The organism is Erysipelothrix urinaevulpis (assembly GCF_009828835.1).
In the GTDB taxonomy this organism is placed as follows: Bacteria; Bacillota_I; Bacilli_A; order Erysipelotrichales; family Erysipelotrichaceae; genus Erysipelothrix; species Erysipelothrix urinaevulpis.
In genome coordinates, this window is record NZ_WTTB01000004.1 from 182,674 (window position 1) to 206,767 (window position 24,094).

A 24,094-nucleotide genomic window follows, 5' to 3' on the forward strand; every position below is an offset into this window, starting at 1 on the left:
TTCTCCTTACTTAATATTATTTAAATATTGCATCAAATTCTTTAAGAATTTCAGCACTTTCCTTCGCTACAATTGAATCATCAACTTGCATTGATTTTGAAATAATCTCATCAATTGGCATTGATCCTTCTTTAATAACATCTGGTCTAATTGGTGTAGTATCTGTTGAAGCCAAGATTTCTTGACCTTCTTTTGAAATAATGAAGTCATAGAGAAGTTTTCCATTTTCTTGGTTTGGTGAATCTTTTACCAAAGCAATTGGACTTGAAACAACAACCATATCTTGGTCAGGGTATGTAAAGCGAATACGTGATCCATCTTTTTCTAATGTTTGAGTAACATAGTCAACACCAATTGCTGCTTTATAAGCATTTGCCGCAACTTTTGTATGTGCTGAAGTTGTTCCTGATTCTAACTCAGTTCCTTGTTCTTTCAATTGTTTGAAGAAATCTAGACCGTAGTCAGGATGATTCATTAATCCAGCAACAAGATAGAATGTCGTTCCTGACTCTCCTGGGTCAGTCATAACAATTTGATCTTTAAACTCTGGTTTTAAGAGATCTTTCCATGTTTTAGGGATATTAGCATCTTCGACGTTATCTTTATTTGTTGCTAATCCCATAACAACTAAACGTGCTCCAATATACATATTGTCTGGATCTTTAAATTTTTCGTTAATAACTTCTGCTTCTTTTGATTCATAAGGTTCTAAAATCCCTTGTTCTTTAAAAGTTACATAGTTTGACGGATCTCCAATCCAAACAACGTCTGTTGCAATTTGTCCTGATTGAGCTTCTGTTGCCATCTTTGTTGCTACTTTACCAGTACCTGCAGCATAATAATCCATTTTAATTTCTGGATATTTTGCTTCGAACCCTTTCTTTAAAGCATCGAGTTGAGCTTCTTTAAGTGATGAGTAAAGCATGACTTTGTTACCAGCATCTGCTTCCCCCTCTGAGGTATTGTCATCACCTTTCTTACCACAACCGGTAAGGACTAGCATTAAAACTAATACACTTAAAAGCATCTTTTTTGCTTTCATTATAATTCCTCCCTTTTCTGTATGAATGCACTTACATCATAGGTAATAAGTGTTGTTTGTGATAGTTCAATATTTTGATTTAGAGCAAAACTCAAGATAATGAATGGGCTTTCAACACGGAAAGGTTTATGATAATATTAGTGTCGAGGTGAAGGTATGAAATTTTTTAAATCTAAGCATTCTTATATGGCAACGACGTGGATTTTGAATATAATTATAGTTTTTATCTGTACTTCAGCGATTTTTATTGGTCTAGCGAGTTTCTATACAAAAAAACGATTAGATAGCTTCCTATCTTATAATGTAAAAATGCAAGAAGGAATCCAAGCAATGATAGACCACTCATTAGACACCGTTCGTTATTCTGCCTTCAATACATTCTATTCACCCGATGTCGAGCGTTTAAGACATTCTGACAATCTAAATAATTATGAAATGATTCAAGGAACTCGATCAATCAATTCGCTTGCAAGTACTAACACCTATATTCATTCCGTTTATGTCTATAATAAGGATGTTAATAAAGTATTTACAACTCATCTTGGTACCTTAACAAAAGAAAACTTTGATGACATTGATGTCTTTAATCAAAAATATGACCAACCCACCCCACGGAATCTTAAAGTAAATAATAAACATATTTGGGTTTATACATTGACCTTCAAGGATTTCAAAGAAGAAAATAGTTCACTGGTTGTGAATATTGACGCCAATATGTTTAATAATTCTATTTTTACCACCGATCAAGCGGACGAATACCTTTATATACCATCCGTTAATAAAACATTTTATTCTGAAAACAATCAAAAAATAAGAGATATTGATGAGCTTGCTCACAAGTTCAACCATGAAACAGGCTATGTACGGCTACCCAATAAACATTTATTATTCTACTCTTCCATGCCGAATCTAGGTTGGACCTTTATAAAAGAAATTGATCAAAGTTTAATTGGTCAATCTGATGCAATGATTCTAAGTTTTAGTTTTATTATTTTCTCTATCATTTCGATGATGTTTGGCTTACTCTATTTGAATATAAAGAAACGTTATCATAAACCCCTTCGAAGTATTATTGATGAATTTAACATTGATGATCATGAAGATGCTCGATTTAATGCAGTATTACACCAATGGATAAATTCTCAGAAAATTCAAGGATTAAAAATTGAAGAGAATAAAAAACAAGATCACCTTGAACAAATTATTTTAGGTCAGTGTCAAAATTGCATTCAAGATATTGTGACTAACATTGATTTTTTAACAGGATTCCACATGACGTTGTTTAGAAGTGATGCTCTTTTAATTGATACTTTAGAAGAGTATATGAAAGATATTCCCTATGAAATTGTCTTTTTAGGAAAATATACCGTACTATTTACACAACAACTGCATAAAGAACATTTTTTAAATATGAGTGATGCACTCCAAATATCAATCATTCAAAGCAGACACTGCATGATTAATGATGCGAAAGATGGTTTTGATAATCTGAAAGAAATCGATGATCTCATCATCATGAATCCATCTCTTCTTTATCGTGATGAATCGAATTTGCCAGACTTCTCAATTGATTTAGATCAAACCATTGAATATGAAACAAATTTCCTACAATCTTTAATGAGGACTGAGCAACAGCAAGCGTGGGACGCTTTGAATCAGTGGTATGATTCATTAAAAAACGTCCGATACACTTCAATTTTGTTTTTCTATAATAAACTTTTTGTACGATTAAGAATTCTCATTGCTGAGGAACTCCCTGAAGAGCCTATTATTTCAATTCGAGAATTTGAGGAGCGTTTACGCAATACAAATGATATCAAACATATTAACCATTACATTGAACATCTTGCCTATCGTTACCTTGATTACCATGAAAGTAAAAAAGAAAATCGTATTTTAAATTTAATTTCCAATGTTAAAACCTTTATTGATAAAAATATTTGCGATCCTAATTTCTCAACAAATTGTGTTTCAGAAGAATTTGATTTAAGTTCAACACACTTAAGTCGCCTCTTTAAAACCTATGAAACCTATTCTGTTAGTGAATATATTACCATTTCTAGACTTGATCGAGCTTGTAATCTTTTAATAAACACAGATCGTTCGATTAAGGATATCTCAAAAGACTGTGGCATTATTAATACACCTTATTTCTACACGGTGTTTAAAAAATATTTTGATTGTTCACCTAGCCAATATAGAAAAAATAATAAAATAAAAAAGTAACCATGGGTTACTTTTTTAAAATAGTTGTCCTATAATTTTAATCGCATTGGTGATGTTGATAAAAAATATCACCGCAATGATACTTTGATAGACTTTTTTTACGGTGTCTGAATTGCATTTTTTATTACAGTAAGCTCCGAGAGTACCACCAATTAACGCTGATACGATAATCAGTGGTAAAGGTTTTAAGTCATAACTTAAATAACTTGCATTAAGTATCTCATTGAGCAGCTTTGATCCTTGAGAAAATATAATACTCAGAATCGAGTAAATTGTAGCTTCTTTAATCGATAATGCATAGATAAGCATCAATAAAGCGACATTTAATGGGCCTCCCCCGATGCCTAAAAAACTTGCTAAAAAACCTAATACAACGCCAATTGATATACTTTTACCATAACTTATCGTTAAATTAAGCGATACAGGCTGCTTGGAATAAAGATACGAGAAAATTAAGGTTATGATAATAATGATAATTTGAATTAGATTTACAAATAACTCATTTTTGGTTGAATTAAGTAAACTTGCGAAGACGATCGATCCTAAAACTCCCCCTATAATTGAACCACTGCTTATACCCACGGCAACTTGATAATTAATGGATGATTTCATTTGTATTTGCTTGATTGTTGAAGCTATTGCCATAATAAAAACAGCGACTGATGAATAAAAAGATATTTCTACGAGACTATGAAACCCTAAAAAATCAAAAACAGGTTTAATAATTGAACCGCCACCTAATCCGGATATTGCTCCCAAAATGTTTGCTGAAACAATCACCAAAGCATATATTATGAGTTTAATCATATTGATTTATTTCCGAACTTTGAATAATTTTGTTTAGATGGAGAATTATTTGGGGTATCTTTGATGTAAACGTATCAAGGACATGTTGATAACCACAGAATGTTCCATCCTCACTTACGTACATTGTTTTATTCATCCGTTTACAGCCGTTTCCACACATCTTTTGGTAAGGACATGTGCCACACTTTAGCGATTCTGATTTTTTTGAAAAGATAAATTCCCAAGCTTTGGGCTGTGCTGATAGTTGAGCAAGGGTCAGTTCAGTAATATTTCCTAGGTAATAATCATCAAGAACATAAAAATCACAGGGAAAAACACTGCCGTCTGCTTCAATAACAAATTGTATTTGGCACCGTCCTAACATACCACAAGCAGTTTCTTGTCCTTTAACAAATAAGTTAAATATATCATCAAAGAGTTTAATGCTTAGATAATGTTTCTTTTCCAATTCTTTTAACCATCGATCAATCAAACAATCATAAAAGCTAGAAAAAAGTTCGGGTGTTAAGTTATACAGGTGTGAATTACACAAATTAAAGTCTTCCAAACACGGAATAAATTGGACATATTCAATCTTTTCTTGTAATAGAAAATCGAATATTTCATTTGGGTGTCTTGCAATCTCTTTACTTAAAACAGTTAGGACATTGTACTCAATTGAATACAGATCAAAAAGTTGTTTAGTGTGAATTACTTTATCATAGGAACCTTTTTGGAGCCATGTAACCCGTCCTTGATCATGAAATTCTTTGGGTCCATCAATCGATAAACCGACTAAAAAATTATATTTTTTGAAAAACTTACACCACTCATCGGTAATTAAAGTCCCATTGGTTTGTATTGAATAGCTCACATTAATACTTTTTGTTTTCTTCTCGACATAATCGACCAAGGTTTGGAAATAGTCTAATCCATCAATCGTTGGTTCTCCCCCTTGAAATGCTAATGTTAAATAATCACCTTCCTCCACACTTTTGAAGATGTTATCAATCATTTTATAGGTGGTTTCACTCGTCATTTTCCCATATGATTTTATATCTCTTAGAGAGCTTATATCATTGTAGAAGCAATACTTACATTTTAAATTACAAACGGATGATGCAGGTTTGATTAACACTGAAAATTGTCTCATGATAAATCCTTTCTATACGCTTTTAAACACAACAAAAGGGAGACTGAAGTCTCCCTGTTTTGCCAATCTATTCTCAACAGTTAGCATTCATATCGCTTAATTGAATTGTCGATTATATAAATATAATGATGTAATAATCATGCCTAAGCCAAGAAGCATCGTCGCTAATGACGATAAGGAAATCTCTTGATGCCCCTTTACCATGAGTGTTAAGCCTAGAATAACAAGCGCAAATCTAAAAACTAAACGAACCAGTTTCGACATTATAATGACCCCATTTCAGTTCATTTTCTTTTAATTCAATGCATGTATAATTTCCATTAAAATCATAGACCAACGTTTTTTGAGCTTCACTTGTGTTATTAACAAGTGCAACAGATTCTGATTGTGGATAAACATTCAACTCTGTCTCTAAATTCGAACTATGAACTTTATTAAATTCATCTTCTTGTTGTAAACTATAGTAAATACTTCGCTTTAAGATACGGGTATTTTCATGGCTATATTTCATTCCCATCAAATACACCCCGCGTCCTTTTCCATAGGCGTTGGCGGCAATGCTAATGCTATTTTTATCATCCGCAATGACTTCTGTTTGAGAACTCAGGGCATAAATATTACGAACACGTTCACCATAATCAAATTTTGATTTCATGTCTTGTGTAATAAAATGACTTGGCATTGGCAGATTATGATATTTATCCGTTGACAGTTTAAATCCTAATTCTTGATCAATCCCTAAGATATCAGCTAGTTGGAAGAAACGCCCACCTTTTTCATAAGCACTTGGCTCCCCGATTCCAATGAAACCATGTCCATCATGAACCCAAGAACGAATTGACTTCACAAGTGTTGGATTATTCCAAGCATCGTCACCTGAGAAGGCCGTATGGGCATCCCCAGCGTTGATAATAACATCAATGTCTTCATCAATTCCATGGTTGATAATATCATCAAAACTAATGAATTTCACATCCACATCAAGACCACTTAAACTTTCTAATAGACCAAAATAAGAATATGTTTCTTGGTAATAGAGTGCATGAGCAACCATAAATGCTTGCCATGTTCTTATTTTACCCCATGAATTTAAGATCGCAACCGTATGTTTAGCATACGGCTTGTTATTTTCAACATTATCAATGATACCTCTAAATTCGTCGGTAATCTCTTCAACTCGATCAACAAACTTAGGAAATTTGTAAGCCAAACTTGGATAACCACCATAACCAATACGATTCAATGGATTTCGAAGAATTGCTCGACGGGATGAAACCCAGTTCTCCATCAATTCGATCGTTGGATCATTGCCTTCATAGAATGTATCTGGAAAGAAATAGGGTAAGAAACGACCTTCTGTATACTTAACATGAGGAATGTCTGCAATAAGACGTAAGGTTGCTCCTCCGCCCACACTACCTACAACTCCATCAATTCCAATGGATTCAAAATACTTTCCATACGGTTCTGTTCCTATCCAGTTATCACCTAAGAACATTATAGCTTCTTTTCCATACTCATGAACTAAATCAACAAGTTCTTTTGCTTCTTTGCAAACAAAGCGTTGTTGAAAATCAATATAGTCTAAATATTTTTGGCTTGGATTTTTAAAGGTGGAATTATAATATCCTGCTTGTATAAAATCTTCTGCTTTCAAGGTATAACCATATTCTAGTTCAAAAGCATCTAAAGCTAAAGGCGACACACTTGAACCATAACCAAACCAATCCACAAACTTTTCTTTTTCTTGATCGTTAAAGAATAACGTAAAATGATAGAAAAATGTAGTAAATCGAACAACATCTGTTTCAGGATTCTTTTCAAGCCAATCCCTTAACTTCTCTTTAACGTGTTTATTGGCTTTGGGTCCTCTGACATCAAAGGGAACCTCACGTTCACGATCCGTCCAATTATTGGTAATGTAGTTATACATTTGTGTTGGATCCCAAACCATATAAGCAAGGAAATTAACTGTATACTCATGAAATGCAATGGTATTTTTGATGGAAACAATATCATTTTCTTTATCAAGTTCCCACTGATCGGTGTCTAACTCTTCATTTGTCGTTCGATCATATACCTGCCAATAGCGTTTGGAATCATGATCATAGTTTGGCACGATTTGTTTGTCTAAAAACCCCTTACGAAATTCAATATCCAGTGTATCATCATATGCAGTTATATACTCACTCATGACAAATATTTGCTGGGCTTCTTCCATATGGTTCAATGCAAACTCATTATCTCCACGTGCAACAAAGTATTTGGAATACACTTTAACACCAGGAATTAATTTTAATTGCGCATCTAAATCCGTTCCATCACTATCACGAATAGCATCGGCACCCCAACGTTTTGAAAGTTCTAATGTTTCTTCATAAAAATCTAGCTCTACTGGTAAGGTCACACGACCTTTATACTTGTCCTTCATCTAATCACTCCTTTAATCCGCCCATCGTCATACCTTCAGTTAGACGACGTTGAACAAAAATATATAAAATTAATGTTGGTAACATAACTAATACCATCCCTGCATACATAGGCCCAGGGTTCGCTGCACCACGTGCGGCTTGTTGTAAATTAATTAACCCTACAGGTAATGTTCTCAATTTTTCTGATGGCATCAAGGTTAATGCAATAATGTATTCATTCCAAAATGATAAGAAGTTAAAGAGAATCACAGTTACCACACTTGGAAGTGCCATCGGAATCATGACCTTAAACATTGTTTGGAAATGACTTGCACCATCAATCCAAGCCGCTTCTTCAAACGCTCTTGGCAATGTTCTAAAATAACTTGAGAGCAAGTAAATCGTAAATGGTAAGGATGTTGATGCATAAACCAACGCTAAAGCAAATCGATTATTAATAAATAAATTCATCCCTACAATCGGTTGAATTGATCGATTCCACGATAATAACATCAGGAAAATTGGAATGACAATATAGTTAATATTGATAAATAATCCAATTGTAAATAAACGATTAATTAATGTCTTAAATTTAAACTCAAACCGTGCTAATACATACGCCGCAGGTAATGCGACAATCAATAGGATAAAGAGTGCTAAAGCCGTTACAATAACAGAGTTCAAGAAATATTGTCCCATGTTTGCACCGACAAAAGCATCCACAAAGTTTTTAAAATGTAATGAACTTGGCATTTTCCAAGGATTCATAAAAAATTCTTGGGGTGTCTTTAATGACGCGAAGAATACCCATGTAATCGGCACGATGATTGAGATTGCAAACATAACCAAAACAAAATATACAAACAACTTATATAATTTTCTGGTTGGCATTTCTTTTAATTTTTTTATCATAGTCATCACCTTCTACATTTGAATAATGTCTCGTTTAGTTACCTTATTTAAAAGCGCAGCAAGCGCAAACGAGAACACAAACACCATCACACCAATTGCCATACCATATCCATAGGAAGCATTGTCATATGCTTGTTTATAGAGATAACTTAAGAACACTTCACTTGAACCACCAGGTCCTCCAGATGTTAACACCTTAACAAATAAGAAACTCATATTAATTGAACTAATAACAAAGAATGTTAAAGTAGTTCGTATATTTTCCCAAATAAGGGGAAGTGTAATTTGGAAGAACTGATTAATTTTTGAAGCCCCTTCAATCTCAGCTGCTTCATATAAATGTTCAGAAATACTACTAATGGATGCCATATACATAACCATATAATATCCAATTGCTTGCCAAATCATGGCTCCAGCAATAGAATACAAGACAATATTCGAATCACCCAAGAATTGAATGTTCGCCCACGATTCAGGTTTAAACAATCGAATAATACTATTTAATAACCCTCCAGAATCAACAGCATATATTTGAGCAAATACTGCTGCGATAACTGCTACTGATAAAATGTTGGGGATGTAGAATATGACTCTAAAGAACCCTTTAAACTTTAGATTTTCTCTCACTAAGATATTTGCAAACAATATCGCAAGTGTAAATGTTACAACCATCACAATCGTAATTAATAACATCGTATTTTGAAACGATTGCAAGAAGTATTTATCACTCAACAAAATTTTAAAGTTATTGAGTCCGACAAATGTTTTATTCGCTGACAAACCACCCCACTTAAAGGTTGACATAACAAATACATTGACCGTTGGATAAATAACAAAAAGTCCTAACAACACAAGTGCGGGTAAAATACAGATCAGGATAAATTTATTTTCACTGATTCCTTTTTTCAAAACAAATCACCTCTTTTTTCATAAAGTGCCAAAGGATCAAATCCTAAAAATCATTCGGCACTTTATCCTTCTATACTTATTTTCCTATATTTGAAAGCGCTTAGCAACTAAGTTTTTGTTGTACATTTGTCTATTCTTGCTATATATCTTTAATCACTAAGTTTATTATAGATATTCTTCTGATAATGCGATTAATTGATCCCAAACTTTTTCCATTTCTTTGATTAGTTTTATTTGAGTTCTAGCCCGAACAAGATTATGCTCATCATAATTGGTCTTGAAATAAACATCCCCTTCTAAGAAGTCCGTCGTAAATCGGATGGCATTTTCAAGCGTCATCATTTTAGCACCAACAGGTAGAAGTCTTATTTCTTCTTTCGTTAAAATATCATCCAATGATTCCATATATCCTTTTAAATAAATCTTGTAGAGTTCTATGTCAAACTTAACTTGACTTAAATCCTGTTCATCTTCAAGCCCTGTATTACAGCCAAAACGAATTGAATCACCAAAATCATCACTGACAAATCCTGGCATCACCGTATCCAAATCAATCACACAAATAGCTTTGTTTGTCTTCGGATCAATCATGACATTATTTAATTTTGTATCGTTATGCGTCACTCTCTTTTTTATTAATCCATTTTCATAGGCATCGATAACCAAATGTGTAAACTCTTCTCGTTCAATAATAAACTCGATTTCTTGTTGTGCTTTTTCTAAACGCTCGGGTTTTTGATTAATGACATCCATCAACCGTTGATAGCGTTTAGGTGTATTATGAAAATCAGGTATTGTTTCAACTAATTGACTCGCATCAAAATCATTTAACTGTTTTTGAAACAAACCAAACGCGAGTGCACTTTGATAAAACTGATCACTATTTTCAACTAAATCATAGGTTAAAGCATCTTTCACAAACAAATAGACTCGCCAATATCCTTGATCATTTTTAAGATATAACTCATCATCTAGTGTCTTAATAACCTGCAACACATAGCGATTAGGATCTAAATCTTGATCAAGAACCTTTTCTTTTATATGCTGTGTTACTGCTTCAATGTTGTTCATTAACCCCTCAACATTTTCAAAGATTGTGTGGTTAATTTTTTGAGCTATATACCACTTCTCACTTGTAATAATTTTATATGTATCATTGATGTGACCACTACCATAGCGTTCAGAACTAATAAATTCACCTTTTATTTTAAATTGATTCATTATATTTTGCATCATACTACCTCCATTTAAATCGTACCAAAACTACCTCAGGTTTGCTTTAAGATAGTTGCTGTCGACTTGTGTTAAATTGACATTAGTCACTAAAGGTAATATTATGTAAGTGAGGTGAACTATGAAAAAACTCCCAAGCAATGCCCGACTGCGTTATATCGAAAACTCCATCTATGATGATGATTGGCATTCAACACTGCACTCACATCCTTTTACTGAGTTTTTCTATGTTTTAAGTGGTAAAGGAAAATTTAAATTTGATGATAAAATAGTCGATGTAATTGAAGATGATTTGGTCATTATCAACCCCAATCTTAATCATACAGAAATAAGTGATGCTAATAACCCATTACAATACATCGTATTAGGCTTAGAAGGTTTACAATTTTTCACAAGCGAAGATAATGATATTGGTTATTCTATTTTGAACTTTTACGATTATAAACACGATATTTTATTCTATTTGAAAGCTCTGTTACTTGAAGTTGAAAATGAAGATAACTTATACCAAAATATCATGGTAAAAAATCTTTTAAACATTCTAATTATCAATATTATACGTCGAACTGATTTCGAATTATTTGTTTATGAAGATGTTGATAATGTTAATAAGGATTCAGTCTTTATTAAAAATTATCTCGACAAACATTTCCGTGAAGAAATTACATTGGATGATTTGGCTCAGATAACCTACTTGAACAAATTCTATTTGTCTCATATTTTTAAAGAACATACAGGTTATGGTCCGATTCAATATATTTTAGAGAAACGAATGAGTGAAGCAAAAAAACTCTTAATGACCACCGATTTGGTTATTTCTCAAATCTCTGGCATTCTTGGTTTCTCTAACCCTGCTTATTTCTCACAATATTTTAAAAAGAAAACAGAGATGTCTCCGTCTGCTTATCGAAAAAAATATAAAAACACCAAGGAAATACCAGATGAAACCCTCTAGCAGTATCGTAAAAAAACTATCCTTCAAAATAGGATAGTTTTTTTTGTTAAAGCATTGATTTTTCTAGTGCACTTTATTTTTTATAGCCAGGTTGTTGGAGTATGGCGGATTGCTTTTGACCTACAATCAAGGTTTTTCCATCTGTAAAGCCTTCTTCACGCCCTTCAAGTTCAGAGATGAGGATTTGTCTATATTCTTGCAAGATATTATCATGGCTTTCTTGTTTTACAAGATCGATTAATTCATTTTTGTCGTGTTTCATATCAAAAAGTTGTTCTCTACCCGTCTGTGAAAACCAAATATACTTGTATTCCTTGCTCACAATAAAATGGTTACTGTATTCACCATATTCATGTTCTCCATGAACATAGTCGCGGTCAATTGCTTGATTGTTTAAAATATGGTCTCGTAATGATATTCCATCAACATGTTTGGGGATATCGATCCCTACAAAATCCAAAAGCGTTGGCATAATATCATTAAGAGCTGTCACCGTGTCACTTCTTCGTGTTTGAATTTCCTGCATATTTTTTCCAACACGTATAAATAAAGGAACATTTGCGCTGCCTTCATAAGGGAGTGCTTTTCTATATAAACCATGTTCAAAGAGCATTTCTCCATGATCGGATGTGAAAAGAATTAACGTATCTTCATAAATTCCTTCATCTTTTAAAAAGGTGATAAGTCGGCTAATCTGATGATCAAGATGCGTAATGGTAGCAAAATAACCTCGCATTGCCTTATTTCTTAAATCTTTATCCTTGCAGCCAAACATACTATCTACAATGCTACCATATTGTTCAGTCTTTTCTTTGTCTGCCCAATTATCTTCTTCATAGTAATCATAATCGGTGTTTGGATCATACATATCGAAATATTTTTGAGGTGCATCAAAAGGTGGATGAGGCCGTACAAAACTGGGCATCACAAAGAATGGACGCGTACGATCTCTTTTGGTCAACGTTTCCAATGTTTCATTAACAACCCAATTTGTTGGGTGATCATTTTCATCATAATTCCAAGGTGATGTAATCCAAGAATTGCCTTCAATTCCATTATTTGTTACATCGGCACTCACACCATACTTATCAATCAAAAATGAAACATAGTCATCCGAAACACGTTGGTGTTCATAATACGGAACATCACTCTTTCGATGATATTCTAAATAACCATCATGAAGTTTCATGATTTCAAAGCCAAAATGTTTTCGAATTGGATAACTATGCATTTTACCAATGACAGCAGTTTGAAAACCATGATCTCTGAAAACTTCCGCAATGGTATCTGTGAATTCCCATGGAACACCATCTTGATAACCGACTCGACCATTTTTTTGAGGACTCATCCCACTTAATAATGATGCCCTGGCTGGAACACAGGTTGGGCAGGTTGAATACGCATTGGTAAAGCTCACTGTATTTTGATTCATCAGTGTGTCCAAATAAGGTGTTTTAACGTGAGGATGCCCCATTGCGCCAAGGGTATCACCACGCATTTGATCAACTAATATTAACATGACATTTTTCATAATGGCCTCCTTACGTCACGTAAACAAAGCACTGATTAAGATCAGTGCTTTGCCTCATTAAACTTTATATTTAAATTATTGATTAAAGCGACCCATGACTTCAACGACTTCTTGATGCCACTCATCAACTGTTAAATCACCATTGACGATTGAGTTAATGTTTCCATATAACACATCTTTAAGGTTGACACCTTCCACAGGTTCGGCAGCGTTAAATCCTGTTGTATTTGTTTTAACATTTCCTGTAAAGATACTATAGTATGTCGATAATACATTATCTTCACCCATTAATTTGTCACTACCTACAATCGGTTGAACTGCTTCTCCATTATTGAAGAATATTTTTGCAGCTTCATCTGAATATAAGAATGAAATAAATTGTTTTGCGCCATCAACATTTTCGGCACCTTTTGGAATATAAACTTGTTCTGTAAAGGTTGATGCATAACGATCTCCTTCACCAACAGCTGGAATTGGAGCAAATCCCCATTCAAAGCCGTCAACACGTGGTGCATCTTTCATTTCTTCTGGTAACCATGTACCATTTGGAATAAAGAGTGCTTCATTTTCAAGAATTAATTGTTGATTCTTTGTAAATCCTTCTTTATTTGCTTGTGCAACTGTATTAGGATGTACATATTCTGCCAACTTACCAATCAATTCAAATGCTTCTTTAGTTTTTGGATCATTCCAAGCATCTGCATCGTAGGCCATTAATTTCGCATACATTTCAGGACCTGCTGTTACGTTTAATAACGATCCAAAGAATCCATCAAAATAACCTGTAATTGGATAGGTAAATAATGAGATGCCTTCTGCTTTAGCTTTATCACCAAGTGCAAACATTTCATCCCATGTTGTTGGAACTTCCCATCCTTTTTCTTCAAATAGATTTGCGTTGTAGAACATTCCTAAGGGAGCATAGAACATTGGCGCTAAGTAAGCTTTGTCATCTCCATAAGGTTTTACACGGTTACTATCAAGCATACCTGGTAAGATTTTGTCCTTAACTTTAACACCTTCGTCAGAAACATCCATATCCAAGACATCTGTAATATCTAAGATTTCTTTTTCTGTTACTAATGTATTCGTTAATGGAGCATCTCCATTATCAAGTGCAAGGTAAACTACATCTGGTGCTTCACCTGATTGTAATTTTGGTAACAAGATTTCAGCAATGTTTTTTTCCATAACTAATTCTACTTCCATCTCATAGCGGTCTTCAAATGCCTTAACAACTTCTTCCCAAGCGCCTTTACCATAACCACTTTCTAAACCATAAACCGTCAATTTTTTATTTTCTGGTTCTGCTGGTTTTTTCGAGCAACCTGCTACTAAAAGCAGCACTACAATCATACTAACAAATATTTTCCTCATTCAAATCACTCCTTCTACTTAGATTATAGAATATATGTAAGCGGTTTACTTGCATGTTATTGTTCTATAATTAGGATAAATTGCTTTTAACGGGATTATCAAGCAAATATAAATAAATTTGGGGCTGATATATCTCATTTTTAGCAATTATATCTATCTATTTTTTGACTTAACTATCATAAAAAGCAAGATACTCTCTCATTTTACTGTATATTTTCGGATAAAACAAACTCATTTAAGACAAAAAAACGATAAGTTCCATGCTTAATAAAGATGGAATTTATCGTTTTTTATTATTTCACATGATTAAGATAATACTCATAAAGCGAATCAATATCTTGACTGGACAGAATGTGGACGGCTCCTTTTATTTGGACATCATCCCAATCAAACCATTTCATTTCTTCCAACATTTTTTGAACTTCGTTTGAAAATCGTTGACGGATGACTTTTGCGGGATTACCACCCACAATTGAATAAGCTGGAACATCTTTTGTAACAATACTCCCAGCAGCAATAATGGCGCCCTCTTCGATCTTTACACCTGGCATGATCATCGCATTCATTCCAATCCACACATCCGATTCAATCACTGTATCACCTTTTGACTTGTAAGATTCTTTAATTGTTTCCTCAAAGGGATATACCGTTAAGAAGTCTTGATTATGATTATGGTTCCCTCCCATTAAAATAACAACCCCTGATGCAATACAGACATAATTTCCAATAATTAATCGATCAATTGTCCATCCAAAATCATTCATCGGATTGTATAACTTTGAAGAGAGTTGATCTCCCCATAAAAATCGAACACATCCATCTTCAAATTTTCTATTATCATAATATCCTGAGTAGTAAGATTTTTTACCGACGGTAATGAATGGATGATCAACAATATCACTTAAATACAACGGTGCTGACCAATGCTTATAAATTTCTTTCATAGTTTCCTCTTTTCTTTTAATTGATTTTAAAGAAAAAAGTGCCGAGTTGCGACATTACGCATTTGTTTTAAACGTCGTACCATTAACTCACCTCATTCTTAGTATAATGTTTTCTTTAGTTACGTCAAGGTCTATAAAAAAACTGCAGGGATTGAGTGATGCGTTCACATCAATACCTACAGTTTAGTTAGAATAAGGAGAATTTATTTTTATACTTTTATTTTTCTTTTTCGTTTGATAACAAGTCCGATTAGGATTAGCCCAGCACCCACAAGATATAAACTTGTACTGGATGAAAGTCCAGTTGCAGGTAGCTTACCTTCCTCAGTTTTATCAATTGGTTTTGTTGGATCTGTTGGATCTACTGGTTCTACTGGATCTACTGGATCAACAGGTTTAACCTCGTCCTTAACGACAAGATCATTTTTAAATGCTAATAACTGATCGTATGTTTGATCGATCAATTCTTGACTTGCATTTTCATCGTTTAAGACCGATTTGGCTGTCTTAATCCCTTCTTTTAGACTCTCAACACTGTCTTGTGTATATAAGTCAAAATCAAGTGCTTCTAGCTCTTTAACTAAGGCTTCAAGATTACTACGATCAACCGCAACAATTTCTTCTTGTTCATAGTTAACCACAACATTCCCAAGTTCTGTTAATGTCGTAATGATTTTACCGTCGATGACTTCAAACTCTAAATCAATGAGTTCATCACGATGATTTAGGAAAGAAACAGACTTAACAACTGGATCTTGAGTTTTTGTTAAAGCTTTAAAGAAACGTGAAATTCCAGATGTTTTTCTTGTAGGAATGCTTAAATTTAAAGCAGTGTTTTCTGGAATCTCTATTGATTCACCATCACGACGAATATCGATTGTAAAGACATCTAGGTCTAAGGTTTCGTCATCTTTTTCAAGTTCTAATTTTTTATCCAAGTTATCCGTCACGATTAATTCATCATGGTCATTAAGGATTGAATGATGGCCTGATACTTCAAAACCATTTTCATCCGTTAAGACAACTGGCTCTACTTTTTTTACACTTAAATTATCAAGGACAAAGTCTTTATAGCCACCAAAGTTTGCGGGTCCATTATCAGTACCCTGTAAATCAGGTGCTTTGCTTGTTGATTTAATACCAAACCATGATTGCCCATCAGCATGACCTTTCAAGGTGAATTCATAGACTTGAGGACCCTCTTTATCAACTGTCTTACTTAACGGTATAACCGTTTCTTGACCGGTGTATTCACCATGTCCCATGACAAGACCATAAGTTCCATCCGATCCTGCTTCATATTCAAAGCGAATGATATAGTCTTGATTTTCTTCAAAACGAATATTTTGTGGAATCGTTTGGTACACCAGCTTGTTTCTTTGAACTAAGCCATTTGTTTTAACAGACCAATTCCCATCAATAACATCGTTGATTTTTTTGTTGTTCCAACCACGTTGGGTATAAGGTGCATTTTTTTCTGATAAGTGTGTTCTATTATCAGTAACACCTTCAACATCTCCGATAACAAAAGGATATATCCCTTGTGCATTGTCTTCAAAATCTTGCGTATAAGAACCATCGTCTTGCAATAAAGTTCCGGCATTTTTAGTAATTCTGATATCATCAAAATAACTTGTTCCTTCACCCTTCTCTTTGACTAAACTTAACTCTACATTTCCTTTTTTAGGTGCTGTAAAGTGTACAAATAAGTTTTGGAAGTAACTACTATTATCAACCGTTCCTGCTTTAGTATTATGAGCATAAGCTTTGATATAATTCTTAGCAATTGAACGCTGAGTATAATTACTAATGACCTCATCACCGATTTTCAAGTCAATCCGTGCTTTTGAATCTGAACGATTATCAACACCCACGTAGGCAACATATTTTTCACCCGGCTGTAAATCTGTTAAAGTCTGCGTTAATGTAACTGTTTTATCATTATTTGAGATTGCTAACATATCATTGGATGCTTCTGACTTCACAATTTCAGCAGTTCCACCTGTAATATCCCATGCTTTTAAGTCTTGTGAGTTAAAGCCTGGATCAATGATATGTGATCCCACACCATACGTTGCAACCTTCTTCTCTTTTGCACCTTGATAGATAACATAAGCTGTATCTTTTTTAGCATTAAGAGTTATAGTTTGGTTGATTACGTCTACATCTTTTAATTCTTTATTTCCTGTTTCAGTGAGTTGATAAACTTTCACACTGCTATTTTTCCACTCACTTGGAAGGGTCCATGTTGATTGTCCACCTTCTTTATTAAAGTGATAAAGTTTCTGATCAGCAAAGGCTAATTCATTTCCGTTCTCATCCCAGTTCCATGGAATAAGATATTTGTCATTATCTAAGACTAAACGACCATCTAACGTAATTGTTCTTGAACGATACAAATCACGTTCATTCTTATAATCATTTGATTTACGTTGAATAACGAGTTTTTGTCCTTGCTCATTCACTAAATCAACTTGCATTTCTGGTGTCCATTTGAATGATTTTCCATCAGGACTCTTCATGTCAACAGGTGTTCCTTCAATCCATTTATTGACCGTAAAGTGTTGAATGAATTTTGAAGGTACGTTATGTTCGAATAAGTTTACAATATAACCATTGTAGTCATTACGTCCTTGCCATCCTTCAAAGTCTTTCATATTATAACCACCTAGTAATGGATACTCTGCTGCCCCTGAATAAGCTGGGAAATCAGCAATCCATGCATCACGTTGGTGATTAAAAATAAATCTCATAACATTTGAATTAAAGCCCTTCAATGCATAGCCACCATAAGTTAAATCAGCTGCCCAGTGTTGGAATGTTGAATCAGGTTCAAATGCATAACCCCACTCTCCACCAAGTCTCCATCCTTGATCTTGAATTTCCTTGGCTAATTGGTGACTTGCCCAAGCATTGTTGTCACCCGATTGACCATTTCCCCATACATCAACATAAATCCAACCCAGGTTTTCACCTGTGATGAGATTGCGTAAATCTTCGAAACGTTGACGACGTCCATTGGCTAAGTCATAGGAAGCATCGATATTGATACCTTGGTCAATCCAATTCCAACCATACGAATAACTGCCGTCTGCTTTTTTCATTAAACGATCTTCTTCAAAATACTTTGATTCTGGATACGTTTCACTCGCATTAACATGAATTCCAATTGAGGCTCCATACTGTTTCGATTCATCGAGAAGGTATTGAAACTCTTCAATTCCACCAATTCGTGTTCCGATATCAGCATAATTTAAATGACCCGAATCATGCCCTTCACTTCCATATCCTTTGAGTAAGACAGATTGACCTAAACCATCTGTATGCAAGTTTACTTTCTTAATGCCATCAAGTGTCATTAAGAATGGATTTTGAGCATGTGAACCAAAGTTCATAGCGATACGATATGCAACATAATCTTTAACATCTTCTGCACCAATTGGAGAATACATAATCTCTCTGAAGGCTATAGCCCCATCTTGCCAATCAACCATTTGATCATTATTTAGATCCTCTGTTAATGCAACCTTTACAATAGGACGTTCAACGGTTGTCTTATCATCATATTTCACATCACGATGATAAATCCATGGTGAACTTTGAATACCCATTGAATTGAAATCTGTATACTCTTTAACCTGTGCATTAAGACGAACAAAGTCACCTCGTCCACCACCACTGCTGTACTGGGAATTTGAATACACTCCCGCTGAAATATCTTCATTTGAAACAAAAGCATACATATAATTTTTATTAAAACTTCTTAATTTTTTATCAACAGCAGTCAGTGTATCACCACTAACCGTTGTATTAGTAGAAACAACAGATCCCATAATATTAGCATCTTTCTCACTTGATTTAACAGATACTAAACTATGATTAGGTATTTCAATTGTTCTAATAATTTTATCATTGCTACTTTGATCTTCATTGTGATTTATAACTTCAATCATTTCATAGGTTAAAGTTTGATTCTCAATGCTTACCGTTGATTTGATGGTTGCATTAATATTTTGACCATCCTTTAAACGTAAGGTATACTCAGCAAGTTGGTTATTCACTTTCTTGTAAGTAACCTCTGGTTTTAGATTAATATCGTTAATTTTGACCGTATCAATCTTAGTCGGTTGACCCTCCAATGTTTTCCCTGATTTTAATGTATAGTCTTTGATTCGTGGGAAACTTTTATCAATCGTCACTGTCATTGATTCATTCGTTAATGTATCAAAATCAGATCCTTCATTGTTAGGTCCTTCTGGTTTATCAGGTGTGATTCGTTGCACTGATACATTATCAATGAGAACACTCCCTTCCCCACCCTCTTTCATAAAACCAAACTCACCAAATCCTGTTTGCATATTCTTCATCGTATTCTCAAAGATTTTTTGATCATTGATAAATAATGTCAAGGTATCCCCAAGTAAAATAACCTTCCAACGCTGCATCCCTGATTCAATAGGTGAATCAAGTTTGGTCACCTCAGATGTTCCTTGTCCTTTAGAACCTGAAAACGAACCGAAATATTCTTGAGATGTTTCACCTTTTGAAGCAGTAACAAAATTATTAATGCCACCTACGCGTAATGCAGGACCAAAGTGTTTCACAGCTTCATCAATTTCCACATCAAATGACATCTCAAAGTCATCTAATAATGCTGTTTTAGTAAACGTTAACACTTGTTGACCCGTCTTTCCAAAATCAATTTTTAGCGCTTTAGAATTTCCATGATCAACGATTGAACGCTTAATCTCACCTGAAACTGCTCTTAATTCCAAGGTTGGATCATAGTCATTTTCGAAATCTAGTAAGAGTTGATAATCATCATACTTATCAATTTCCGGACGTTCAAATCCAGGATCAATTTCTGGAATATTCTCTTGATTATTGGCTTTCACTGAAATACTGGTTGTTTGAGCACCAAATCCAGCTAATCTTAAAACAGTTTTATTTGATTTTTCAAATAATTGGTCAATACGATTAGCATCAATCATTTCATCAAACAACTGGTGCTTCACACCATCTTCGCCTGTAATCCAAGCTAAAAATTTATTATCTTTTAAAGAATATTCTAAAGTATTTTTACTTCCCGCTGCTGGACTAGGGACACGTTTTCCACGATAGTAATTACCTTGACCCTCTAGTTTGTGTTGCCAAAACCAACCACCAGCATCATGCCCAACAAAAATTCTGTTGTCATCATCAGTATAGAAAATATTAACACCAAACCGCATACTACTTGGATCACCATTTGAAACATATTCAAATACACGGTTCACATTGCGGGATGTTTCTATCCACTCATCAACAGGTGAAAAAATTGCTGCATTATATTTGTTATCATGCTTGTTAGGTACAGATGATAATTTCCAATAACGTTCATTCCCAACAATTTCTTCACTGACAACACCTGGTACTTTAGATGTTGATTTCCACTCCGAACTGCTTGCAAATAGCGAATTTCCTGGATTCATAATGACTAAACTTAAAATCATCACCAAAGAAATTGCTACTTTAGATATCTTTCCTCTCATGAATTACCTCTCTTTCTAGGTCAAGTATAACAAGACTGCCATGTAAGCGCTTTAATGATATTGTTGTAACATGTTGTATTCTTGTTTTTTCTGTATATTTTGCTATTTTTTACAAATATTGCTTTTATCATTAATTTTATTCGCTTTATAGTTATAGAAAGATGGTAGTAACTCGAGCACGAAAACCGAAAAAAATTGAATTAGACTTAATTTTCCATTGGTTACGCTTTGTTACTAAAACAAATCATGGAATCAAACACGTCAAGATTTGAAATTCTCTGATTATGAACCCAGATATTAAACACATTGAAATAAGTTCAAATGTTCAGTTTTTACTGTAGATCACCATTGTTTAAATCTTTAACAAATTTATCGGATATATTGTTGGGTACCGTTTGGACTTCGAACTCTTTTAAGGCTTGGTGTTTTTTGAATCGTTAATGTCGTCTCTTGTTGTTGTAAAAATAAATATAGGAATCAATTTCTTTCTTTAACTTATTTCTTCTACTGAGCCTATTGAGAGCTTACATTTTTGATTTAATAGTTTTCTAGAATCCTTCCAATGGATTAAAGTCTACAATATTTTTATCCATTCTCGTAAAACCTAAAAGAAAAGCAACCATATTTCAGATTGCAATTCTCTATGATTTCTAATTTTTTTCATAATATCTAGTAAGTCGGTAATGCTTAGTTTAAATCTTGTTTGTTCTGAAGATACACCATGTTCTTCTGACACTTCATCAATTATAGTTAATATATCATTATTTCGCTCTTTGAAAATTACATATTGATTTCCTTCATATACCCCCGATATCTGTGAATTTATAACAAAAAACTTATCGTTTCTATTGTTCTCTCGTTAATTTCGTAACTAATAAAATCATTCAATTTATTATAAATAAATTCACCTTACTTCTCTTTAAAATCATAAAAACTAAACTTCATATCGACTCCTTTCTTAATTCGGGAACACAGTCCATGATTCTCTAAATTTTCTGTGACAGGTTAATCACTTTTTCGTTTTAAACTATCCAATTTTTCAATAGCTTTATTAATCATTTCTAGCACTTCACTAAGAGGATATTCATTCTCAATACTTCCAAAAAAACTAATCTCATAAAATCCCTTTTCCTGAGAAATTTCAATAATACCCTGCTTATCATAGAAAATATCTGCAACTAGGTCTTCTCTGTCAGGAGAACTACCAACAGTAATATGCCATTTCATACTATTCCTCCTTCTATTACGTAACCGTTAAGGTTCTAGGAATCCAATAAATTTTCCAAGTGAATCATATTTTGCACCGAGACCAAAACTATTGAATATATCGATAACTTCACCAAATCTAGGATGACTATAAATATTCGTTGTTTTGTTTGGGTCAGAAAGGATAGTCTTTAAAATCTGTTCGCCCTGAGCAATAATATCGGCTGGTGAGCCTGTAGGATTTGGAAATGCCGACCCTTCTCTACCTCCGTGTTTAGCCAATGCTCTACCTGCATCTGTATAATCACCGTTATATGGATTATTCCCTGATTGAAGTAGTTCTTCTTCAGTAAATCCGCCAATGTCACCCGCCCCCTTATGTTATGTCTTTATTTTTATTACTAACATTATATTTTCATCTTCTTGCTTTAATTTATTAATCAACAATCCAAAATGATGGGGATTACATAAATAATCGACCAAGTTCATCAATAAGATTTTCAAGTCTTAAGCCATACTCGTTTGGCTCGTAGTTTTTGTCAATTCCCTCCACAAGAAATTCATCATTAACTAAACTTCTAAGTTCATTGTACTGATTCGGTTTTAATCTATACAAATTTTCAGAACTTATCCAAGAAATCAACTTGGGATTATGAATCATAACACATTTTTCTAACAATCTTAAAGACTCTTCATTAATTCCTTTCATTACTGTCCTCCCCTAGTCCATGCTGAACCTTTTGCATATGTTGTAACTACCTTACCAATTTCATTAAGGACAACAACTGCTTGGTCGCTTATATATTTAAAAGTTGGTCCATATTTACTGCTTTGCTCAACAACTTGAATTGGATTATTTACTGTATTGGTTATCGCTTCATTTGAAACGCCTAGTCCACCATCTCTACTCAAGGCTTGCTCAGTCCCATGCTTGGTGTATCGAGTAATTTTATCGTTTTCGGGCAATCCGTTTGAATTAACACTCCCCGTCACCTCATGTTAATTTAACATATAATAACATGATGTAGAACCTTCTAGGAAATAGTTCAAAAAAAGTGGTACGTATGCACCACTTTTTGCCTAATTATCTATTTTTTGAAGAAACATCAAAAACTCTTTTGGTATCTCTACATTATTACCAAAGAGGAGTCCGATGTATTTTTCGGGTTCATTCATAATCACTTCTTGTTCTATATTGTCTATACGCCAATCTATTTTATTGTATTTAATCTGTTCATCATCCACATTTTCAAGACTAAAATAGTTATTGTTAACTCCATAAATAATAATTTCTGATAGATCGTTCAGAGAATATCCATACTCGACATGGAATAACCTGTATAATCTCGAAACGATTGCATCACTTTCAATAGTTGAGCGCAAAAATTCAATCAAATCTTCTTTTTTCATAGTTTCCCTCTACTCTATCAATGGTATTCTTATTATTTGACCATTTATGCTTATCTTCATATATGGACCTCCATGTGTTGGATCAGTAAAATTTTCATAACCATAATTAAGTTGATATGAATTTCCCTTTCCATCAAAATAACGCACACCATCGCCTTTTTTTAGACTATCTTTCGTAAATCCATCTAAGTTATAATCTAGATACTTTTCAACATCTTTAATGTCTTTTCCTTCAAATGAATCAGGGTCATTTAAGTCAAAGTCATTATTCCCCGTCCCCTTATATTTAATTTACATAAATAATAGCATATTTTATTTACGTATATTTTTCACCTTTCAAAGATAAAGTCCATATAATTGTGTAAAAGTAAAAAAAGCCATAGAGGCTCTGTTATTATGTTAGTACCCAAACAAACATAAGGAGATCTCTATGACACAAATTAATTTTACTTTAGATTCACAACAGAT

Annotated in this window: 19 protein-coding genes and 1 pseudogene; 2 read left to right on the top strand and 18 right to left on the bottom strand. The window is 33.7% G+C overall.

The window, feature by feature from the left end; genetic code table 11:
- Positions 1-16: 16 nt before the first annotated feature.
- On the bottom strand, positions 17-1,042 hold the full coding sequence (locus tag GVV10_RS06165) for an ABC transporter substrate-binding protein (RefSeq protein WP_159520724.1): 1,026 nt from the start codon (positions 1,040-1,042) through the stop codon (positions 17-19).
- A gap of 156 nt (positions 1,043-1,198) precedes the next feature.
- Here GVV10_RS06165 and GVV10_RS06170 point away from each other — a divergent pair, with 156 nt between their 5' ends.
- Complete coding sequence (locus GVV10_RS06170; RefSeq protein ID WP_159520726.1) at positions 1,199-3,268, top strand: helix-turn-helix transcriptional regulator; 2,070 nt, start codon at positions 1,199-1,201, stop codon at positions 3,266-3,268.
- 15 nt (positions 3,269-3,283) lie between these two features.
- Here GVV10_RS06170 and GVV10_RS06175 read toward each other — a convergent pair whose 3' ends face one another.
- The 7 genes from GVV10_RS06175 to GVV10_RS06205 all read right to left on the bottom strand — a co-directional run bounded on the left by GVV10_RS06175 (position 3,284) and on the right by GVV10_RS06205 (position 10,675).
- On the bottom strand, positions 3,284-4,075 hold the full coding sequence (locus tag GVV10_RS06175; RefSeq protein WP_159520728.1) for a sulfite exporter TauE/SafE family protein: 792 nt from the start codon (positions 4,073-4,075) through the stop codon (positions 3,284-3,286).
- The gene (locus GVV10_RS06180) at positions 4,068-5,207 is read right to left on the bottom strand and encodes a radical SAM/SPASM domain-containing protein (RefSeq protein WP_159520730.1); all 1,140 of its coding nucleotides are present in this window, start codon (positions 5,205-5,207) and stop codon (positions 4,068-4,070) included. Before GVV10_RS06180 ends, GVV10_RS06175 begins: the two co-directional genes overlap by 8 nt.
- A gap of 96 nt (positions 5,208-5,303) precedes the next feature.
- Positions 5,304-5,471: a DUF6903 family protein gene (locus GVV10_RS06185; RefSeq protein WP_159520732.1), complete on the bottom strand. Its 168-nt coding sequence runs from the start codon at positions 5,469-5,471 to the stop codon at positions 5,304-5,306.
- Positions 5,443-7,638 carry a 1,3-beta-galactosyl-N-acetylhexosamine phosphorylase gene (gene gnpA, locus GVV10_RS06190; protein ID WP_159520734.1) on the bottom strand — a complete coding sequence of 732 codons (2,196 nt, stop codon included), beginning with the start codon at positions 7,636-7,638 and terminating at the stop codon, positions 5,443-5,445. Before gnpA ends, GVV10_RS06185 begins: the two co-directional genes overlap by 29 nt.
- A 4-nt stretch (positions 7,639-7,642) precedes the next feature.
- Positions 7,643-8,527, bottom strand: a complete 885-nt coding sequence (locus GVV10_RS06195; RefSeq protein WP_456236451.1) for a carbohydrate ABC transporter permease — start codon at positions 8,525-8,527, stop codon at positions 7,643-7,645.
- 15 nt (positions 8,528-8,542) lie between these two features.
- Positions 8,543-9,439: a carbohydrate ABC transporter permease gene (locus GVV10_RS06200; protein ID WP_159520738.1), complete on the bottom strand. Its 897-nt coding sequence runs from the start codon at positions 9,437-9,439 to the stop codon at positions 8,543-8,545.
- Positions 9,440-9,604: 165 nt separating this feature from the next.
- Complete coding sequence (locus tag GVV10_RS06205) at positions 9,605-10,675, bottom strand: phosphotransferase enzyme family protein (RefSeq protein ID WP_159520740.1); 1,071 nt, start codon at positions 10,673-10,675, stop codon at positions 9,605-9,607.
- A 118-nt stretch (positions 10,676-10,793) separates the two neighbouring features.
- On the opposite strand from GVV10_RS06205, the gene GVV10_RS06210 reads away from it, so the two are divergent.
- Positions 10,794-11,627, top strand: coding sequence for an AraC family transcriptional regulator (locus GVV10_RS06210; protein WP_159520742.1), 834 nt, complete (start codon positions 10,794-10,796; stop codon positions 11,625-11,627).
- 73 nt (positions 11,628-11,700) lie between these two features.
- Here GVV10_RS06210 and GVV10_RS06215 read toward each other — a convergent pair whose 3' ends face one another.
- From GVV10_RS06215 to GVV10_RS06260, 10 genes and pseudogenes are all read right to left on the bottom strand, one after another.
- Positions 11,701-13,158, bottom strand: coding sequence for an arylsulfatase (locus GVV10_RS06215; RefSeq protein ID WP_159520744.1), 1,458 nt, complete (start codon positions 13,156-13,158; stop codon positions 11,701-11,703).
- A 75-nt stretch (positions 13,159-13,233) separates the two neighbouring features.
- Positions 13,234-14,535 carry a carbohydrate ABC transporter substrate-binding protein gene (locus GVV10_RS06220; RefSeq protein ID WP_159520746.1) on the bottom strand — a complete coding sequence of 434 codons (1,302 nt, stop codon included), beginning with the start codon at positions 14,533-14,535 and terminating at the stop codon, positions 13,234-13,236.
- 293 nt (positions 14,536-14,828) lie between these two features.
- A complete protein-coding gene (locus GVV10_RS06225) occupies positions 14,829-15,479 on the bottom strand; it encodes a CatB-related O-acetyltransferase (protein ID WP_159520748.1) in 651 nt (216 codons plus the stop codon).
- A 209-nt stretch (positions 15,480-15,688) separates the two neighbouring features.
- Positions 15,689-21,010, bottom strand: a complete 5,322-nt coding sequence (locus GVV10_RS06230) for an endo-alpha-N-acetylgalactosaminidase family protein (RefSeq protein WP_159520750.1) — start codon at positions 21,008-21,010, stop codon at positions 15,689-15,691.
- 437 nt (positions 21,011-21,447) lie between these two features.
- A pseudogene (locus tag GVV10_RS09600) lies at positions 21,448-21,510 on the bottom strand (IS3 family transposase); the annotation flags it as partial.
- A 505-nt stretch (positions 21,511-22,015) separates the two neighbouring features.
- Positions 22,016-22,237, bottom strand: coding sequence for a hypothetical protein (locus tag GVV10_RS06240; RefSeq protein WP_159520752.1), 222 nt, complete (start codon positions 22,235-22,237; stop codon positions 22,016-22,018).
- A 27-nt stretch (positions 22,238-22,264) separates the two neighbouring features.
- A complete protein-coding gene (locus GVV10_RS06245) occupies positions 22,265-22,498 on the bottom strand; it encodes a hypothetical protein (protein WP_159520754.1) in 234 nt (77 codons plus the stop codon).
- A 181-nt stretch (positions 22,499-22,679) separates the two neighbouring features.
- Positions 22,680-22,925: a hypothetical protein gene (locus tag GVV10_RS06250; protein ID WP_159520756.1), complete on the bottom strand. Its 246-nt coding sequence runs from the start codon at positions 22,923-22,925 to the stop codon at positions 22,680-22,682.
- Positions 22,925-23,182, bottom strand: coding sequence for a hypothetical protein (locus tag GVV10_RS06255; protein ID WP_159520758.1), 258 nt, complete (start codon positions 23,180-23,182; stop codon positions 22,925-22,927). The genes GVV10_RS06250 and GVV10_RS06255 overlap by 1 nt, the downstream gene beginning before the upstream one ends.
- 114 nt (positions 23,183-23,296) lie before the next feature.
- Entirely contained in the window at positions 23,297-23,626 is a 330-nt protein-coding gene (locus GVV10_RS06260) for a hypothetical protein (RefSeq protein WP_159520760.1), read from the bottom strand.
- Positions 23,627-24,094: the final 468 nt, after the last annotated feature.

Bases quoted from the DNA above. Each gene is read 5' to 3' on its own strand.
- GVV10_RS06165 (WP_159520724.1), bottom strand. From the start codon at position 1,042: ATGAAAGCAAAAAAGATGCTTTTAAGTGTATTAGTTTTAATGCTAGTC.
- GVV10_RS06170 (WP_159520726.1), top strand. From the start codon at position 1,199: ATGAAATTTTTTAAATCTAAGCATTCTTATATGGCAACGACGTGGATT.
- GVV10_RS06175 (WP_159520728.1), bottom strand. From the start codon at position 4,075: ATGATTAAACTCATAATATATGCTTTGGTGATTGTTTCAGCAAACATT.
- GVV10_RS06180 (WP_159520730.1), bottom strand. From the start codon at position 5,207: ATGAGACAATTTTCAGTGTTAATCAAACCTGCATCATCCGTTTGTAAT.
- GVV10_RS06185 (WP_159520732.1), bottom strand. From the start codon at position 5,471: ATGTCGAAACTGGTTCGTTTAGTTTTTAGATTTGCGCTTGTTATTCTA.
- gnpA (WP_159520734.1), bottom strand. From the start codon at position 7,638: ATGAAGGACAAGTATAAAGGTCGTGTGACCTTACCAGTAGAGCTAGAT.
- GVV10_RS06205 (WP_159520740.1), bottom strand. From the start codon at position 10,675: ATGATGCAAAATATAATGAATCAATTTAAAATAAAAGGTGAATTTATT.
- GVV10_RS06210 (WP_159520742.1), top strand. From the start codon at position 10,794: ATGAAAAAACTCCCAAGCAATGCCCGACTGCGTTATATCGAAAACTCC.
- GVV10_RS06215 (WP_159520744.1), bottom strand. From the start codon at position 13,158: ATGAAAAATGTCATGTTAATATTAGTTGATCAAATGCGTGGTGATACC.
- GVV10_RS06220 (WP_159520746.1), bottom strand. From the start codon at position 14,535: ATGAGGAAAATATTTGTTAGTATGATTGTAGTGCTGCTTTTAGTAGCA.
- GVV10_RS06225 (WP_159520748.1), bottom strand. From the start codon at position 15,479: ATGAAAGAAATTTATAAGCATTGGTCAGCACCGTTGTATTTAAGTGAT.
- GVV10_RS06230 (WP_159520750.1), bottom strand. From the start codon at position 21,010: ATGAGAGGAAAGATATCTAAAGTAGCAATTTCTTTGGTGATGATTTTA.
- GVV10_RS06240 (WP_159520752.1), bottom strand. From the start codon at position 22,237: ATGAAATGGCATATTACTGTTGGTAGTTCTCCTGACAGAGAAGACCTA.
- GVV10_RS06250 (WP_159520756.1), bottom strand. From the start codon at position 22,925: ATGAAAGGAATTAATGAAGAGTCTTTAAGATTGTTAGAAAAATGTGTT.
- GVV10_RS06260 (WP_159520760.1), bottom strand. From the start codon at position 23,626: ATGAAAAAAGAAGATTTGATTGAATTTTTGCGCTCAACTATTGAAAGT.